The organism is Bradyrhizobium paxllaeri, assembly GCF_001693515.2.
Taxonomy (GTDB): domain Bacteria; phylum Pseudomonadota; class Alphaproteobacteria; order Rhizobiales; family Xanthobacteraceae; genus Bradyrhizobium; species Bradyrhizobium paxllaeri.
Map to the genome: position 1 here is coordinate 4,519,938 of NZ_CP042968.1, position 16,362 is coordinate 4,536,299.

The following is a 16,362-nucleotide window of genomic DNA, read 5'->3' on the forward strand; positions in this document are numbered from 1 at the left end:
AAGCCATGCCCTAATGAATCAATCCCCTTGACAACCACTACCCCATACAAGCCCGGATGGAGCGCAGCGCAATCCGGGACCGGTCTAGCCTAGTGGAGCAAATCCGGGTTTCGCTTTCGCTGCACCCGGGCTACGCACCAGCCGGCCTCACGCCCCGTTCAGGAATTGAAGCGGGTCAACCGGTGAAGATCCCTTGCGGATCTCGAAGTGGAGCTGCGGCGACCCCACCTCGCCTGATTGACCCGACTTGGCAATAATCTGGCCGCGCTTGATCGTGTCGCCGCGCTTCACCAGCAGTTCACTCGCATGGGCATATGCGGTGACGTAACCGTTGGAGTGCCGCACCAGAACCAGATTGCCGTAACCCTTGAGCTCGTTGCCGGAATAGGCGACCACGCCGTCTTCCGCGGCCTTCACCGGCGTGCCTTCCGGCACCGCCAGGTTGATGCCGTCGTTGGACTTGCCATTGGTCTTGGCACCGTAGCTCGTGATCACCTTGCCGCGTACCGGCCAGCGGAAGGTCGGCAGCGCGCCGGTGGCTTCGCTGGGCTTGACCGAGGTCTGCTCGACCACGGGCTTTTCTTCCGTGACGTTGGTGGTGGCGGAGGCCAGCCGCGCGCTCTGCGGCGGACCGCCGACCGAGGCCAGCTTGGTGGCCGGCGCTGCAACCGGTGCGGCCGGCTGGGCGGGCGCTGCTGCGAGGACGGGCTGCGCCACGGGAGCGGCGGCCGCAGATTTCGAACCGGGCACGGTGAGCTTCATGCCAAGACTGAGCTTGGCGGACTGATCGAGATTGTTGGCCTTGGCGAGCTCGGTCACCGGCACATTGTTCCGGCGCGCGATGCTCATCAGCGTATCGCCGCGATTGACGACATGGACGCTCGGCGGGGTCACCGCAGCGGCAACCGGCTTGCTGGCCGGGGCTGCAGGCGCCGGCGCTGGCGTGGCCGCAGCCGTCTGGCGCGGAATGATCAGTTGCTGGCCGGGCGACAGCACGCGCGGCCCCTTGTAGCCATTGGCCTGCAGGATCGCGGCGGACGAAACGTTGTAGCGCTTCGCCAGAATGTCGAGCGTGTCGCTGGTGCCGACGATGATCGTCGTGCCACCCTGCGCCGCAGCCGGCCGGGCGGCCGCGACCGAGCGCGGCGGCACGGTGGCAGTGGTCTCGATCGGCGAATGGGTCGGCGGCGCGTAGGACGAAACCCCGCGCCCTCCGCCGGACACCCCGCCCGAGCTGGCGGGATAAGCGGGTGGTGCGGCGACGGCGGGCGGCGGCAAGGCCTGGGACTGGAATTGCGGAGCCGCTTGAGCCTGCGGGCGGGCATATTGCGGCAGCTCGCGGCGTTCGGCGGCGGGCGCGCGTACCGAACCGGTCGCTTCGGGCTGGGAGGCAAAGGGGTTGGAGAACGAGCTATCGGAAAAGCGCGTCTGCATATCGGCGCTGCAGCCGGCAAAGCCGACCGACATCAGCGTCAGCACCGCGACCTGCGGCACCCGACGCGAGCGAAGCAACTCGGCGAGACGGGACATGGTTACTCACTCGTACGCAACAAAATACTGTTTTGAGTAAACACGTACCGAGTAAATAACCGCTTAACCCTTGGAATAAGATGTTGGCGGGAACCGCCAATCCGGGCTTTTACAGCTCGCGCGCAATTCCCGGCAGCGCCGGGACGAAGCGAACATCGACCAATTCCTTGCGCTCGAAGCCGCTGTCCGTCCGGGTCATTCGGACCAGCGTCTGGGTGCCGTGGTGGGGCCCGACCGGGGCGATCAGGATGCCGCCCGGCAACAGCCGCTGCTGCAGCTTTTCGGGAATCTGCTCCATCGCCGCTGTCACGATGATGCGGTCGAAGTCACCGGCGCCCGGCGGAATGTCAAAACCATCGCCGAGCATCACCTCGATGTTGAAATAGCCCAGCGCTTCGAGCCGGTCGCGCGCCGTATCCGCCAGCGTCCGGTAGCGCTCGATCGTCAGGACATGCGTGCACAGCCGCGACAGCACCGCGGCCTGGTAGCCGGAGCCGGTACCGATCTCGAGCACCTTGTGGCTCTTCTGGAGCTGCAACTGCTCGGTCATGTAGGCGACCACGAAGGGCTGGCTGATGGTCTGCCCGCAGGCAATGCCGAGCGCGCTGTCGCGGTAGGCATGACCGCGATCGCCCGCCGTCACGAAAGCCTCGCGGGGCACCGCCTCCATGGTCCGCAGCACCGCCTGGTCGCTGATCCCCCGCCGCCGCAGGGTGAGCTGAAACATCATTTTCTCGGGCGGTTCTTGCGACATTGCGGTCTCGTGGCGGGACTCAGCCGCCAATCCAATGCATCAGCCACGCCGAGATGTAATAGGGTCCGCGCATTTAAGGAACGATTTCCTCAAGATTGTGGTTCCTCCGCCGGAACCGCGGGTCGCGCCTCGGCGTTAGGGCACGGAAAATCCCTCGCGAGAAGCGGGGCTCGCCGACTATGTCGACATTGCAACATAGGACGTTTTTTGCGAACCTCGACGCTCGGAAGGGCAAGGAATCCATCATGGTAGCGACACGGCCGGCGGGCTGTTCTGTTTTCCTCGTCGAGGACGAGGTCATGATCCGGATGATGGTCGCTGACATGCTGGAAGAGCTGGGCCACAGCGTAGCGGCCGAGGCCGGCGAGATCGGCGAAGCGGTCAAGCTGGTGCAAACGACTGAATTCGATCTCGCGATTCTCGATGTCAACGTCAACGGCAAGGTGATAACGCCGGTGGCGGAGCTGATTACCGCACGCAACCGCCCGTTCATCTTTGCAACCGGCTACGGCTCCTCCGGCCTGCCCCAGGAATATCGCGACCGCCCCGCGCTGCAGAAGCCATTCCAGCTGGAAACGCTGGCGCAGGTGATCAGTTCGACGATGAAGAGCGCGCCGGTCTAGGGCTTCGCTCCATCCCGGCTACGCCATTCCGCATCACTTCAGCGTCGACACCAGCTCTTCTGAAAACGCTTCATCCGTACGGTCCAGCCGCAGCGGCGTGACCGAGACGTAGCGCGCCGCAAGCGCCGCAAGATCAGTGCCCTCAGCCGGCGTATCCATCATCGCGGCGCGCTCAAAACCGATCCAGAAATAGGGATTGCCGCGGCCGTCGTGGCGCTTGTCGACCTTGAGGAATCCGAGATTGCGCTTGCCCTGCCGCGTCACGCGGACGCCCTTGACCTGATCCGGCGTGCAGGCGGGGAAATTGACGTTGATCACGGTGTTCTTGGGCACGCCGGCATCGATCACCTTGCGCAGGATATCGGGTCCGAATTTCAGCGCCGTTTCCCACAGCGGCGCGTGACGGGTCTCGATAGAAAATTCCTGGCTCAGCGCAAAGGACGGAAAGCCCAGGATCGTGCCTTCGAGCGCGCCCGCGATGGTGCCGGAATAGACAACGTCTTCCGCGACGTTGCGGCCCCTGTTGACACCGGACAGCACCAGATCGGGCATCTTCTCGCCGAGGATGTGGCGCGCGCCCATGATCACGCAGTCGGTCGGCGTGCCCCGCACCGCGAAATGACGCGGACCGACTTCGCGCAGACGCAACGGATCGTTCAACGACAGCGAATGCGAGACGCCGGACTGATCGAGCTCCGGCGCCACGATCCAGACGTCGTCGGATAGCGCGCGGGCGATCTCCTCGACGATCTTCAGGCCCGGCGCATGGATGCCGTCGTCGTTGGTGCAGAGAATTCGCATCCGTCAAAATGCCTTCTGGTTCGGATCGAGGCGGGCTCTTGCCTTTGGGCGTGGTCTTATCCGGCTATCGCGGCTGAGGCAAACCGTCCGGTGTCCTCATGTTTTCTTCATCCAGACCCGCCAGGGGCGCGAGAATCTGGCAGCTCCATCGATTTTCATTTGCAGATCCGGCGACGCCTGTTGCCCCGATTCGATGGGCGCAGATGGCGGTATCGCAGCCGCAGGCAGCGCCGGCGCCGCTTGCGGAGGCTCAGCGGTAGCGGGCAGCTCCAGTTTCGGTGGCGGACGTAGCGCGACGGCGTCGATCACTGGGACCGCCACAGCTATCGGCTCCGATCCCGGCTCCGGCAGCTTGTGCCGCGTCCGCGCGACCGCCAGCCCCTTGTCGAAATCGGCGACGTTGAGCCACTCTTTCGCACGCATCCGATCGATCAGGTCGTCATCCCACAAGCTGGCCACTTCGATATCGAAAGCGCCCATCAGCCTCTGGTCGATCAATTGCATTCCGTGGCCGGTTACAGCCCATTGCCTCCCGATCCAAAGGATGTCGCGATGCAATGCCATTCGTGCCTTGCGCTATTTATCCCGCTCGATGGATTTGAGCCCGCCCATATAGGGCTGTAGCACCGCAGGCACCGCGACGGAGCCGTCTTCCTGCTGATAGGTTTCCATCACCGCGATCAACGCGCGGCCGACGGCGGTGCCGGAGCCGTTCAGCGTGTGCACGAAACGCGGCTTGCCGTCGGGCCCGCGCGAACGCGCATCCATGCGCCGCGCCTGGAAATCGCCGCACACCGAGCAGCTCGAGATTTCCCGGAAGGCGCCGCCCTCGCCCTGCCCCGGCATCCAGACCTCGATGTCGTAGGTCTTCTGCGCGGAGAAACCCATGTCGCCGGAGCACAACGTCATCACGCGGTAATGCAGGTCGAGCTTTTGCAATACCTGCTCGGCACACGAAAGCATCCGTTCATGCTCGTCGCGGCTGGTCTCGGGTGTCGTGATCGACACCAGTTCGACTTTTGTAAACTGATGCTGCCGGATCATGCCACGGGTGTCGCGGCCTGCAGCGCCCGCTTCGGCGCGGAAGCACGGCGTCAGCGCCGTGAGCCGCATCGGCAGTTCTTTTTCGTCGACGATGGATTCACGGACGAGATTGGTCAGCGAAACTTCGGCGGTGGGAATGAGACCGAGACGTTCGGTCTTCAATCGTTCGTCGGGAGCAACGAGCAGTTCGCCCTTGATGGCCCAGAACTGATCGTCCTCGAACTTCGGCAATTGTCCCGTGCCGAACATGACGTCGTTGCGCACCAGCAGCGGCGGATTGACCTCGGTGTAGCCGTGCTCGTTGGTGTGGAGATCGAGCATGAACTGGCCGATCGCGCGCTCCAGCCGCGCCAGGCCCTTCTTCAGCACGACGAAGCGCGCGCCCGACAATTTCGCGGCGGCTTCGAAATCCATGTAGCCGAGCGCGCCGCCGAGATCGTCATGCGGCTTCGGCGTGAAGGCGTAGTTGCGGATCTTGCCGTAGATGTGGCGCTGCACATTGCCGTGCTCGTCGGCCCCTTCGGGCACGTCAGCGAGCGGCAGGTTCGGAAGCGCCGCGAGCTCTTTCGCCAGCTCCTCATCCGCCGTCTTCGCCGCCAGTTCGAGCTCCGGCATCGTGGTCTTGAGCTCGGCAACCTCGGCCATCAACTTGCTGGCGCGCGCGTCATCCTTGGCCTTCTTCGCCTCACCGATTTCCTTTGAAGCCGCATTGCGCCGCGCCTGCGCCTGCTCGGATGCCAGGATGGCGGCGCGGCGCTTTTCATCGATCGCGAGCAGCGAAGCCGACAGCGGCGCCAGTCCACGGCGCTTCAGGCCGGCGTCGAAGGCTTGCGGGTTGTCGCGGATCGATTTGATGTCGTGCATGGCCACAGTTCCTGCGTCATGGCCGGGCTTGTCCCGGCCATCCACGTATTAACCGCAAGGTCTGTAAAAGACGCGGATGCCCGGGACAAGCCCGGGCATGACGAATAACCCCTATTCCGCCGGATTGGCTTCCGGGGGCGGGCTGGCGGGTGGCGTGCCTGACGCGGCCTGCGCGGCGGCGGCCTTCTTTTCCACCATGCGGACCGCGACGATCGCGCCCTCGTAGAGCGCCAGCAATGGGATCGCCAGCGAGGCCTGGCTGATGACGTCGGGTGGGGTCAGCACGGCAGCGATCACGAAGGCGATGACGATGAAATAGCGCCGCTTCTCGCGCAGCATCTGCGAGGTGATGATGCCGATCCGGCCCAGCAAAGTCAGAATCACGGGCAGTTGGAACGCGACGCCGAAGGCGAAGATCAGCGACATCATCAGCGACAGATACTCGCCGACCTTGGGCAGCAGCTGGATCTGCGCGGTCTCCTCGCCGCCCATCTGCTGCATGCCGAGCGAGAACCGCACCAGCATCGGCAGTACCACGAAATAGACCAGCAGCGAGCCGAGCACGAAGAAGAACGGGGTTGCGATCAGGTACGGCAGGAACGCGCCGCGCTCGTGCTTGTAGAGGCCGGGCGCCACGAATTTATAGATCTGCGTCGCCACGATCGGGAACGAGATGAAGGCGGCGCCGAACAGCGCGAGTTTCAACTGCGTGAGGAAATATTCCAACAGCGCGGTGTAGATGAATTTCGAATTCTCTGCGCCCGCGACCCAGACGAACGGCCAGACCAGCACGTTGTAGATCTGCTTGGCGAAGAAGAAGCAGAAGATGAATGCGATGCCGAAGCCGAGCAGCGCCTTGATCAGCCGCGAGCGCAGCTCGATCAGGTGATCCATCAAGGGGGCCTTGCTGGCCTCGATGTCTTCGATGGTCATGACGCTTTGGCGTCCTTGAGGATGTCGGGCGCCGGCGGTGCAACGTCCTGCGGCGTCGGCTGAACTTCACGCGTGATCGCCAGCGGCTCGGAAGCCGCCGCATGCGCTTCCGCCTCGACAAAGGTCTCAGGCGTCGGTGCGGCCGGCGTCGTCGGGGTGACGGGTTCGCCGATTGCGCCCGCCACCTGGGCGTCGTTGGCGGGGGCAGCGGCCGGCTTGTCGATGTCGCCGATCTGCAGCGCGTCGTTGACGTCCTTTTGCAGCGAGGTCATGACGCTGGCCGGGGAAAGTGCAGTTGCGGTTTCCTTGACCTCGTCAAAGCTCTTCTTGAGGTCGGCCATTTCGGCCTCGCGCATGGCTTCCTGGAACTGGCCTTGGAATTCGGACGCCATCTTGCGCGCCTTGCCCATCCATTGCCCGACCATGCGCAGCACGCCCGGCAGCTCTTTCGGGCCGATGGCAATCAGCGCGACAACCGCGATGACGACCAGTTCACTCCACCCGATGTCGAACATGAATTCTTCCGCTCGCGCGAGACGTCCGCGCCCCAAGCCATCATAGCCAAGATTTGGAGCCGCCCGCGCCTTTTCTCAACCGGTCTCTATCAGCCGAGCCCGGTTCAGACAGCCTTGCTGCCGACATCCGTGCGTGCCGCCGTCGGCGCCGGCGTCGCATTGTGATCGATCGTCTTCACCGGTTCAGCGGGCTTTTCGGCTTCCTTGGTGTCGTCCTGCATGCCCTTCTTGAAGGCCTTGATGCCCTGCGCGACATCACCCATCAGGTCCGAAATCTTGCCGCGGCCGAACAGCAGCAGGACCACTGCGATCACGACGATCCAGTGCCAAATGCTAAGCGAACCCATCCTGCAACCCTCCAAAAGAGACGGCCGGCTTCCGGCCAAGCTTTGGCGGAAGGTAGGCCCGAGAGGTGTCAAAAACAAGGACCCACGCCGCGGCAAATCGCTGTCGCGGCTACGTATTATGGCTATTGTTAACCCCGATTACGGGACTAACCGGCTGATCCCTCGGAACCAGCCCCACCGCCCTCTTCCGGCTCGGCAGCCGGCGCCAACAGCAGTTCCAGATTGTCTCCCGCCTCCAGCGGGTCTTCGTCCTCGCGCAGCGCCACGTCGTCCGATGGCGTCGGAACGCTGAAGCCGGAGGGCAGCCGCGAATCCAGCAGTCCCGTGCCCTTCAGCTCTTCCAGGCCCGGCAGATCGCCCAGCGCCTCCAGGCTGAACTGCGAGAGGAACGCCTCGGTGGTGCCGAAGGTCAGCGGGCGACCCGGCGTCTTGCGGCGGCCGCGGGGGCGGATCCAGCCGGTTTCGAGCAGCACATCCAGCGTTCCCTTTGATGTGATCACGCCGCGGATCTCTTCGATCTCGGCGCGCGTCACGGGCTGGTGATAGGCAATGATCGCGAGCACCTCGATCGCCGCCCGCGACAGACGCCGCGTCTCCGTGCTCTCTCGCGTCATCAGCCACGACAGATCGCCGGCGGTGCGGAACGTCCACTTGTTCGCCACGCGCACCAGATTGACGCCGCGCGGGGCATATTCGGCCTGCAACTGCGCCAGCGCCGCCTTGACGTCGACACCATCGGGCATGCGCTTGGCCAAGGCTGCCTGATCGACCGGCTCGGCAGAGGCAAACAGCAACGCTTCGAGCAGCCGCAATTCCTCGGGCCGCGCGGCCTGATCGGTGTTCTGGTCGATGGGATGATCCTCGGCATCTTCCATGCGTTTTTTCCGCCAGGCTTGCCATGGCTAGGTCTCCTTCCACTTACTCGACCGTCATATCCGGCGCCGGCGCCGCTGCTTGCGGCGGACGCTTACGAAAATACAGCGGCGCGAACGCCTCTTTCTGGTTCAGCTCCATCTCGCCTTCGCGCACCAACTCGAGCGCTGCGGCAAAGCTCGACGCAAACACCGTCGCCTTTTGCGAGGGATCGACGACGTAGCTGAGCAGGAAATCGTCGAGGCAGCTCCAGTCCTCGGATTCGGTCATACCGACCAGCCGCTCCAGCGAGGCACGCGCTTCGGCGAGCGACCACACCGTGCGCTTGGCCAGATGCACCGTCGCCAGCACGCGCTGCTGACGCTGCGCGGCATAGGCGGAGAGCAGGTCGAACAGCTTCGCGGTGAATTTGGGATGCTTGATCTCGGCAATCGACTCCGGATTGCCGCGCGGAAAAATATCGCGCTGGTACTGCGGACGGTTCATCAGCCGGTTGGCGGCTTCCCTGATAGCCTCGAGCCGGCGAAGCCGGTTGGCCAGTGCGGTCGCCATTTCCTCCGCACTCGGTCCGTCCGGCGTGGGCGGTTCGGGCAGCAGCAGGCGCGATTTCAGGTAGGCAAGCCAGGCAGCCATCACGAGGTAATCGGCCGCGAGTTCGAGGCGGATCTTTCGGGCGGCCTCGATGAAGGTCAGATACTGATCGGCCAGCGCCAGGATCGAAATCTTGGCGAGGTCGACCTTCTGCTGGCGCGCCAGCGTCAGGAGCAGGTCGAGCGGGCCTTCATAGCCCTCGACGTCGACGACCAGCGCGGCCTCGCCGTCGGTGATCTCGGCGGGCCGTCCGGTTTCAAACGATAGAATCTCAGCCGTCATGCCGTTCCTACCCGATCCATCAACGCTTCAAGTTCAGCCCGTCCCGCCTGCCGGTCGAAGGGCTTCGGCTGCTTTCGCGCGGCCAGCGCCCGCTTGGCGCGGCCTAAGGCCTCGCCCGCCAGTTCCGGCGTCTCGCGCGCCACGTCGCGCATCTCGTCGAGCTTGCCGTTGCAATGCAGGACCATGTCGCAGCCGGCATTGACGATGGCGCGGGTCCGCTCGGCGATCGATCCCGCCAACGCATTCATCGATACGTCGTCACTCATCAACAAGCCTTGGAACCCAATTCCGCCGCGAATCACCTGGTGGATGATTGTCGCAGAAGTCGTCGCGGGTTGGGCGGGGTCCAGCGCGCTAAACACAACATGTGCGGTCATCGCCATCGGCAAGTCCGCCAGCGGCTGAAAGGCCGCGAAATCGGTCCGTTCCAGCTCTTCTCGCGCCGTATCAACCGTCGGAAGCCGGAAATGGCTATCTGCGGTAGCCCGGCCATGGCCGGGAATGTGCTTCAGCACAGGCAGCACGCCGCCCTGCTCCAGCCCCTCGGTAACCGCGCGCGCAATCGCCGCGACCTTGGCCGGCGCGGTTCCGTAGGCCCGGTTGCCGATCACGGCGTCAGCGCCGGCCACCGGAACGTCTGCCAGCGGCAGGCAGTCGACGGTAATGCCGAGGTCGATCAGGTCGGCCGCGATCAGCCGTGAGCTCAAGCGCGCCGCCTGAAGGCTCAGCGCCGGGTCGAGGTCGTAGAGCGCGCCGAAGGTGGCGCCGGGCGGATAGACCGGCCAGTGCGGAGGTCCGAGCCGCGCCACCCGCCCGCCTTCCTGATCGATCAGGACCGGCGCATCCGCCTCGCCCACAAGGCTCCGGAATTCATCAACGAGCGCAGATACTTGATCCGGTGCTTCGATATTGCGTTTGAACAGGATCAAGCCCCATGGCAGCTCGCCACGGATGAACTCCCGCTCTGCAGCGGTCAATTCCAGTCCCGATACGCCCGTGATGAATGCGCGGCTTGTCATGGGGGCCGATTAGGCCCCTCGCAGCCCCTGGGTCAAGGAAACCGCCGTTAATTCCTTTGGACGAAGCACTGTCCGCCGGCAGATTTCAGGCTGTTGCAGACCTGCGCCGCCTCCTCGGACGAGCCGAACGGGCCGGCGAAGGCGCGGTAATAGACGCCCTTCTCGCCGAGATCGACCCGCTTCACCATCGATGAGTGGGGTCCCAATACGCTCGGGAACTTGCCCTGCAGCGCCCGGTAGGAGGCCTGCGCATCGGCCTCGTTCTTCTGCGAGGAGACCTGGACCAGATAGCCACCGCCGGCCGCAGGGGCCGATTGGGTGGGATTGACGGCGGCGACACGCGCAGGCGCTGCAGGAGCAGGATCGGCCGCACCGGGCGCCAGAGACATCGGCGGATTGGCACTGGCATTGGCGGATGCCGGATTGCGCCCGGCCGGCGCGGCGGACGGCACCGTCGGGCCTGGCCCCGGAACGGCAGCGCTTCGCGTCGTCGGTGCCGGCCGCGGAGGCGGCGCGCCGGCGCCTGCAGGGACGCCGCCATTGTCGGCTGGGTCACCCTTGACCGCGAGCGTCCTGATCCGGCGCGGCTCATTGTTCGGCATCGTGCCGTTCGCCCCGTTCTGCGGCGGCAGACCCTGAGGAGAAACGCTTGAGACCGGCGGCGGGCTGTTGTTCTGGTTCAGCGGCGGAAACACCACGCGCGGCGCGCCGGACCTTGTGACATCGACCGGCGTCTCCTCGCGCGACACCAGCTTCTCGCCGCCATCGCCCGACAGCAGCCGGTCAGGGTTCTTGGCCGCGCCCGCATCCGACGGCGCCGGTATCACCTTGGTCGGGCTGTTGTCAGCCTTGATGATCGGCGGCTCGCCTGAGCGGGGCGAACCGACATAGGTGCGATAGGCAAAGGCAGCGCCGGTCCCGACCACGGCCAGCGCCAGCACCGCGGCGACCGTCATCAGGCCGCTCGAACGCTTCTTGGGTTCGGGCTCTTCCTCGTACTCGCTCTGGTAGGCATAGGGATCGTCCGGATAGGCCGGATCGCGCTGATAACCGTGCTCGTCGCTCTCCAACCGCCCGTACAGCGCATCGTCGTAGCGCGACGGGTCCTGCTGCTGCGGGTCGTCGGCATATTGCTGGTGTTGCGGCGCCTCGTAATAGTCGTCCCGCACGGGCGCTTCATGGGCAGGCGACCCATGAGTAGGCACCTGCGGCGGCTGGGCCGAATAGCGGTGCAACGGATGTACCGGCGATGGCTGCTGGTATTCCGACTCGTCGTCGTAGGTGTTTTCCGGCAGCGGCGACGGAAGGGGCGGCGGCGGGGTCGTCTCCTGCCGTGCGCGCTGCATCCATGCCGGCAGGGCCGGTGGCGCGCTGGCCTCCTCTTCCGGCTGATCATACGCCGGCGGATCATACTGCGGTGGACGCGCATTGGCTCGCGACTGCAGCGGGCGCGGCGCCGGCTTGGGCGCATTCGCGAACGAGTCGTTCTGCCCGATCAGCCTTGCGAGCTCGGCCAATGGATCGCTCTCGCCGCGAGCCTGGTCGGCGGAGGGAAAAGGTCGGTCCTGATATCGATCAGCCATCGTGATGATGCATCCCTACGGGACAGCGCCAACCCGCCATGTCAAACAAACCATGACGAGCGGCCCCTGCCAGATACCCTCACGAACCCCCATTCGTGAAGGCCTTCGCCCCTGCCTACCGCATCTCGGTCGGAGCGTGGACGCCGAGAACGGCTAAGCCCGATGCCAGAACCGAGACGACGCCCTGGACCATAGCCAGTCGCGCCCTCGTGATCTCTGCATCATTAGTCATAATGAAGCGTAAATAGGGCAAATCCCGCCCCTTGGTCCATAACGCATGAAATTCACTGGCCAAATCATATAGATAAAAAGCGATTCGGTGTGGCTCATGTGCGACTGCCGCCGCCTCGATTATTCGGGGATAGAGCGCCAACCGCTTCAAAAGGTCCATTTCGGCCGGATCTGTCAGCCGCTCGACCGGAGCGGAGCCCAGCCAGGCGCCCCGCGCGGCGGCATCCGTGGGCAGCTCGGGAACCACCTCGCGGGCATTCTTGAAAATCGAATGTCCACGGGCGTGGCCGTACTGAACGTAGAAGACGGGATTGTCCTTCGACTGTTCGAGCACCTTGGCAAGATCGAAATCGAGCACGGCATCGTTCTTGCGGAACAGCATCATGAACCGCACCGCATCGGAACCGACCTCGTCGACCACCTCGCGCAGCGTGACGAAATCACCGGAGCGTTTCGACATCCGCACCTGCTCGCCAGCGCGCAGCAGGCGAACGAGCTGCACGATCTTGATGTCGAGCGCGGCCTTGCCGGCGCTGATAGCCTTCACCGCCGCCTGCATGCGCTTGATGTAACCACCGTGATCGGCGCCGAACACGTTGATCATGTCGAGGAAGCCACGATCGACCTTGTTCTTGTGGTAGGCGATGTCAGACGCGAAATAGGTGTAGGCGCCGTCCGACTTGATCAGCGGACGATCGACGTCGTCGCCATAGGCGGTGGCGCGGAACAGCGTCTGGATACGATCTTCGTAATCCTCGACCGGCTTGCCCTTTGGCGGCGGCAAGCTGCCCTCGTAGATGTCGCCTTTCGCGCGCAGGAAATCGATGGTCTCGGTGACCTTGTTGTTGCCGGTCTCGACCAGCGAGCGCTCCGAGAAGAACACGTCATGCTTGATGTTGAGCGCGGCGAGATCGCCCTTGATCATGTCCATCATCATGGCGATCGCCTTGGCGCGCACGATCGGCAGCCAGGCGGCCTCCGGCATCGCCTGCAGCTTGTCTCCATGTTCGGCTGCAAGTGCCTGACCGACCGGCACGAGATAGTCGCCGGGGTACAGCCCTTCCGGAATCTCGCCGATGTTTTCGCCAAGCGCTTCCCGGTAGCGCAGGAACGCGGAACGCGCGAGCACGTCGACCTGCGTGCCGGCGTCGTTGATGTAGTATTCGCGCGTGACGTCATAACCGGCAAAGTCGAGCAGGCCACACAACGCGTCGCCGAACACTGCACCCCGGCAGTGGCCGACATGCATCGGCCCGGTCGGGTTGGCCGAGACGTATTCGACATTGACCTTTTCGCCGTGCCCGATCGCACTTTGGCCGTAGGACGCACCCTCTCGCAGCATCGTCAGGAGTTCGGCTGTCCAGACCTGAGGCTTCAAAGTGAGATTGATGAACCCGGGGCCGGCGACCTCGACGGAAGCGACCAGATCGTCAGCGCGCAACTTTTCCGCGATTTTGTCGGCGAGATCGCGCGGTTTTACCTTCGCGTCCTTTGCCAGCACCATTGCGGCGTTGGTCGCCATGTCGCCATGGCTGGCGTCGCGCGGCGGCTCGACCACGACGCGGGAGAAATCGATGCCGGCGGGCCATTGGCCCTCGGCTGCGAGCGAGGCGCAGATCGCCTGCACGCGCGCCAGCGCGTCGGCAAACAGGTGTTGTGAAGCTGGCTTGTCGGACATGGGCGCCGCCTAACGCAAATCCGGGGTCGAGTCAAAAAGCCTTTGGTGCTCGATTAAGGCAAAACGATCGGTCATTCCGGCGATGAAATTGCCGATCCGCCGGGCCCTCTCACCCTCTGTTTCGCGCTCGGTGCCCTCAACCCATTCGGCCGGCAGGTCGCCGGGCGAACTCTGGTAGCGCGCGAACAGATCGAACAGGATGCCTTCGGCCTCACCCATCACCCGCATCACCCGGCGATGCCTGTACATATGCAGCTTCAGGAACGCCTTGATGGCAGCCTCCTCCTCCGCGACATCGGGCGGAAAGGCGACCAGCGGCTGATGGTAATGGCGGACGTCATGGGCCGATTGCGGTTTCGCCGCCGCAAGGCGCCTGCCTGCCTCCGACATCACAGCCCCGATCATGTAGGAAATCAGCTCACGCACCAGTTCCGCGCCGCGCCTGGCGTCGTCGAGATTGGGATAGTGCCGGTCGATCTCCGCGATGATGGTTTCGGTGAGAGGCATCACCTTGAGGTCGTCGACAGCAAACAGGCCCGCGCGCAGGCCGTCATCGATGTCGTGCGCGTCGTAGGCAATGTCGTCGGCGAAGGCTGCGACCTGCGCTTCCAGCGAGGCGTAGCTCCACAGCTCAAGATCGAATTTCCGGTTGAACTCGGCAATGCCGATGGGAATCCCGCCTTCGGCCGCCGCGCCGTCCCGCGCCGTGAGCGGACCGTTGTGCTTGACGATGCCTTCCAGCGATTCCCAGGTCAGGTTCAGCCCGTCGAACTCGGGATAACGGTGCTCCAGCGAAGTTACGACCCGCAGCGCCTGCGCGTTGTGGTCGAAGCCACCATGCGCCGCGAGGCATTTGTCGAGCGCCCGCTCGCCGGCGTGGCCGAAGGGGGGATGGCCGAGGTCATGGGCCAGCGCCAGTGTTTCGGTGAGATCTTCGTCAAGACCGAGCTGGCGGGCCAGCGCACGGGCGATCTGCGCCACTTCCAGCGAATGGGTCAGCCGGGTGCGGTAATGATCGCCCTCATGAAACACGAAAACTTGTGTCTTGTGCTTCAGCCGGCGGAACGCGGTGGAATGGATCACCCGGTCGCAATCGCGCCGGAACGGGCTCCGGGTCCGGCTCGGCGGCGCCGCGAACAGCCGCCCGCGGCTGGAATCGGGGTCGCAGCCATAAGGCGCGCGGGGGGCAGCCATTCCGACCGACACGATTTTTTAGTCCTTATCCATTTGATTCCGCGAGATTACGCACTTAACTATGTCTGAGGCGCCATACCAAATGAATTGGGTATGACGCCGCTGGAGACCATGTCATGACCACTGCTATCACCGTCAGCGAGCGGGCTGCCCGCCGCATCGGCGAAATCCTCAAGGGCGAAGGCGACGGCGCCATGCTGCGCATCTCCGTCGAGGGCGGCGGCTGCTCCGGCTTCCAGTACAAGTTCGACGTCGACCATGCGAAGGCCGAGGACGACCTGGTGATCGCACGCGAGGACGCGGTGGTGCTGGTCGATCCGGCCTCGGTGCCGTTCCTCGCAGGCTCCGAAGTCGACTTCGTCGACGATCTGATCGGCGCCTCGTTCCGCGTGGTCAATCCGAATGCCACGGCCTCGTGCGGCTGCGGGACCAGTTTTTCGGTCTGAGGCGTACGCCGCGGCCTATCCCGTCTGGCTCCGCGAAGCCTGCAGTGACGCCGAGAGAGCGACCGCGAACAACACCGCCGCTGCTATCCCCAGCTGCCGCCAGCATGGCGCCTAGTCGTCTCGGGGCGCGTTCCTCGGGCCTGATACGCCAAGCCGCTCGGCAATCGTGACGAGTTGAGGCAACCTTTGAACCTTCATTTTTCTCATGATCACTTGCCGATGAGCCTTGATCGTTCGCTCGGTGCACCCAAGTTCGCGCGCGGCATGCTTGCTTGTCTTGCCCCGCACGACCATTTCGAAGACCTGGCGCTGGCGTGGCGTCAGGGTCGATAGCCGGGCCCGTAGCGCTTCCAGTTCGCTGTTTAGCGCGCGCTCTGTGTCGTGCCGCGCTATCGCCTTTTCAATTGCTCTCAGTAGCTCATCCGCACTTACAGGCTTGATCAGGAAGTTATCTGCCCCCGCCTTGATTGCCTTCACCGTGGTACTGATGTCCTGGTAACCCGTCAGGAAGATGATCGGCAGGGCCGAGCCGAGTTCAGTCAAACGGCCCTGCAACTCAGGCCCGCTCAAGCCGGGCAGTCGGACATCCAGAAGAATGCAACCTCTCGCATTTTCGTCTGGCCGCTGATCCAGCAATTGCTGAGCCGATGGATAAGTGATGACTCCGTAGCCGGCGATTTCCAGCAGACGCTGGATGGCTGTTCGAAACGACGCGTCGTCATCCACGACATGGACGATGCCGGGCAAAATGTTCTCCAGGGACGAAAAGTAGCGCTGTGCTTGCTTTTCTTGCTTGTTGTTGCAGCGCCTTCTCGCCCGGCCATCGCCAGTCGCGTCGCTCTTGGAGGGCAACTATCGATTTGGGATTGGAAGGGCAAATTAAATTCAACGCAGCTTGCCGCACCGAAAGCCGAGGTGTGCCCTTTTGATTGCAAGTGCCTCGCAAGTGCGGGTCGGGGTTGCGGAACTGCATCAGGCACGTTCTCGAGCCATTAAGTTTGCTTATGGAGATTACGTGACCGCCGCGCCTTCCGAAGCATGTGCGCTCGCCGCT

General features: G+C 64.0%; 16 protein-coding genes and 1 pseudogene. 2 read left to right on the forward strand and 15 right to left on the reverse strand.

The features are described from left to right. Positions 1–147 precede the first annotated feature (147 nt). Positions 148–1,530 (reverse strand): peptidoglycan DD-metalloendopeptidase family protein, encoded by a 1,383-nt coding sequence (locus LMTR21_RS21595; protein WP_065756503.1) that lies wholly within the window; start codon positions 1,528–1,530, stop codon positions 148–150. Positions 1,531–1,639: 109 nt separating this feature from the next. Next, a complete protein-coding gene (locus LMTR21_RS21600; RefSeq protein WP_430642457.1) occupies positions 1,640–2,284 on the reverse strand; it encodes a protein-L-isoaspartate(D-aspartate) O-methyltransferase in 645 nt (214 codons plus the stop codon). 245 nt (positions 2,285–2,529) lie between these two features. Here LMTR21_RS21600 and LMTR21_RS21605 point away from each other — a divergent pair, with 245 nt between their 5' ends. Then, positions 2,530–2,907 (forward strand): response regulator, encoded by a 378-nt coding sequence (locus LMTR21_RS21605; protein ID WP_083519162.1) that lies wholly within the window; start codon positions 2,530–2,532, stop codon positions 2,905–2,907. A 33-nt stretch (positions 2,908–2,940) separates the two neighbouring features. Here LMTR21_RS21605 and surE read toward each other — a convergent pair whose 3' ends face one another. From surE to LMTR21_RS21665, 12 genes and pseudogenes are all read right to left on the reverse strand, one after another. Then, entirely contained in the window at positions 2,941–3,708 is a 768-nt protein-coding gene (surE, locus tag LMTR21_RS21610) for a 5'/3'-nucleotidase SurE (RefSeq protein ID WP_065756502.1), read from the reverse strand. 96 nt (positions 3,709–3,804) lie between these two features. After that, positions 3,805–4,272, reverse strand: a complete 468-nt coding sequence (locus LMTR21_RS41850) for a hypothetical protein (protein ID WP_210250527.1) — start codon at positions 4,270–4,272, stop codon at positions 3,805–3,807. Between the two features lie 12 nt (positions 4,273–4,284). Next, positions 4,285–5,616 (reverse strand): serine--tRNA ligase, encoded by a 1,332-nt coding sequence (gene serS, locus LMTR21_RS21620; protein WP_065756500.1) that lies wholly within the window; start codon positions 5,614–5,616, stop codon positions 4,285–4,287. 111 nt (positions 5,617–5,727) lie between these two features. Then, positions 5,728–6,549, reverse strand: coding sequence for a twin-arginine translocase subunit TatC (tatC, locus tag LMTR21_RS21625; protein WP_065756499.1), 822 nt, complete (start codon positions 6,547–6,549; stop codon positions 5,728–5,730). Beyond that, on the reverse strand, positions 6,546–7,064 hold the full coding sequence (tatB, locus tag LMTR21_RS21630) for a Sec-independent protein translocase protein TatB (protein ID WP_065756498.1): 519 nt from the start codon (positions 7,062–7,064) through the stop codon (positions 6,546–6,548). The genes tatC and tatB overlap by 4 nt, the downstream gene beginning before the upstream one ends. 104 nt (positions 7,065–7,168) lie before the next feature. Beyond that, on the reverse strand, positions 7,169–7,411 hold the full coding sequence (locus LMTR21_RS21635; protein WP_057834624.1) for a twin-arginine translocase TatA/TatE family subunit: 243 nt from the start codon (positions 7,409–7,411) through the stop codon (positions 7,169–7,171). Positions 7,412–7,557: 146 nt separating this feature from the next. Continuing rightward, positions 7,558–8,311: pseudogene (gene scpB / locus LMTR21_RS21640) on the reverse strand (SMC-Scp complex subunit ScpB). Positions 8,312–8,329: 18 nt separating this feature from the next. After that, positions 8,330–9,157, reverse strand: a complete 828-nt coding sequence (locus tag LMTR21_RS21645) for a segregation and condensation protein A (protein WP_065756496.1) — start codon at positions 9,155–9,157, stop codon at positions 8,330–8,332. After that, positions 9,154–10,176 carry a beta-N-acetylhexosaminidase gene (nagZ, locus tag LMTR21_RS21650; protein ID WP_065756495.1) on the reverse strand — a complete coding sequence of 341 codons (1,023 nt, stop codon included), beginning with the start codon at positions 10,174–10,176 and terminating at the stop codon, positions 9,154–9,156. Before nagZ ends, LMTR21_RS21645 begins: the two co-directional genes overlap by 4 nt. A gap of 47 nt (positions 10,177–10,223) precedes the next feature. After that, positions 10,224–11,759 carry an SPOR domain-containing protein gene (locus LMTR21_RS21655; RefSeq protein ID WP_065756494.1) on the reverse strand — a complete coding sequence of 512 codons (1,536 nt, stop codon included), beginning with the start codon at positions 11,757–11,759 and terminating at the stop codon, positions 10,224–10,226. Between the two features lie 115 nt (positions 11,760–11,874). Further along, positions 11,875–13,668 carry an arginine--tRNA ligase gene (gene argS / locus LMTR21_RS21660; RefSeq protein WP_065756493.1) on the reverse strand — a complete coding sequence of 598 codons (1,794 nt, stop codon included), beginning with the start codon at positions 13,666–13,668 and terminating at the stop codon, positions 11,875–11,877. A gap of 9 nt (positions 13,669–13,677) precedes the next feature. Continuing rightward, positions 13,678–14,874 (reverse strand): deoxyguanosinetriphosphate triphosphohydrolase, encoded by a 1,197-nt coding sequence (locus tag LMTR21_RS21665; protein ID WP_065756492.1) that lies wholly within the window; start codon positions 14,872–14,874, stop codon positions 13,678–13,680. A gap of 104 nt (positions 14,875–14,978) precedes the next feature. Between LMTR21_RS21665 and erpA the strand changes: the two genes are divergently transcribed. Then, the gene (gene erpA, locus LMTR21_RS21670; RefSeq protein WP_065756491.1) at positions 14,979–15,308 is read left to right on the forward strand and encodes an iron-sulfur cluster insertion protein ErpA; all 330 of its coding nucleotides are present in this window, start codon (positions 14,979–14,981) and stop codon (positions 15,306–15,308) included. A 111-nt stretch (positions 15,309–15,419) separates the two neighbouring features. Here the strand turns inward: erpA and LMTR21_RS21675 are convergent, their stop codons facing one another. After that, the gene (locus LMTR21_RS21675) at positions 15,420–16,055 is read right to left on the reverse strand and encodes a response regulator transcription factor (RefSeq protein WP_065756504.1); all 636 of its coding nucleotides are present in this window, start codon (positions 16,053–16,055) and stop codon (positions 15,420–15,422) included. Between the last annotated feature and the right edge of the window lie 307 nt (positions 16,056–16,362).

Bases quoted from the DNA above. Each gene is read 5' to 3' on its own strand.
- serS (WP_065756500.1), bottom strand. From the start codon at position 5,616: ATGCACGACATCAAATCGATCCGCGACAACCCGCAAGCCTTCGACGCC.
- tatB (WP_065756498.1), bottom strand. From the start codon at position 7,064: ATGTTCGACATCGGGTGGAGTGAACTGGTCGTCATCGCGGTTGTCGCG.
- surE (WP_065756502.1), bottom strand. From the start codon at position 3,708: ATGCGAATTCTCTGCACCAACGACGACGGCATCCATGCGCCGGGCCTG.
- LMTR21_RS41850 (WP_210250527.1), bottom strand. From the start codon at position 4,272: ATGGCATTGCATCGCGACATCCTTTGGATCGGGAGGCAATGGGCTGTA.
- LMTR21_RS21645 (WP_065756496.1), bottom strand. From the start codon at position 9,157: ATGACGGCTGAGATTCTATCGTTTGAAACCGGACGGCCCGCCGAGATC.
- argS (WP_065756493.1), bottom strand. From the start codon at position 13,668: ATGTCCGACAAGCCAGCTTCACAACACCTGTTTGCCGACGCGCTGGCG.
- LMTR21_RS21655 (WP_065756494.1), bottom strand. From the start codon at position 11,759: ATGGCTGATCGATATCAGGACCGACCTTTTCCCTCCGCCGACCAGGCT.
- LMTR21_RS21595 (WP_065756503.1), bottom strand. From the start codon at position 1,530: ATGTCCCGTCTCGCCGAGTTGCTTCGCTCGCGTCGGGTGCCGCAGGTC.
- LMTR21_RS21605 (WP_083519162.1), top strand. From the start codon at position 2,530: ATGGTAGCGACACGGCCGGCGGGCTGTTCTGTTTTCCTCGTCGAGGAC.
- LMTR21_RS21600 (WP_430642457.1), bottom strand. From the start codon at position 2,284: ATGTCGCAAGAACCGCCCGAGAAAATGATGTTTCAGCTCACCCTGCGG.
- LMTR21_RS21635 (WP_057834624.1), bottom strand. From the start codon at position 7,411: ATGGGTTCGCTTAGCATTTGGCACTGGATCGTCGTGATCGCAGTGGTC.
- tatC (WP_065756499.1), bottom strand. From the start codon at position 6,549: ATGACCATCGAAGACATCGAGGCCAGCAAGGCCCCCTTGATGGATCAC.
- erpA (WP_065756491.1), top strand. From the start codon at position 14,979: ATGACCACTGCTATCACCGTCAGCGAGCGGGCTGCCCGCCGCATCGGC.
- nagZ (WP_065756495.1), bottom strand. From the start codon at position 10,176: ATGACAAGCCGCGCATTCATCACGGGCGTATCGGGACTGGAATTGACC.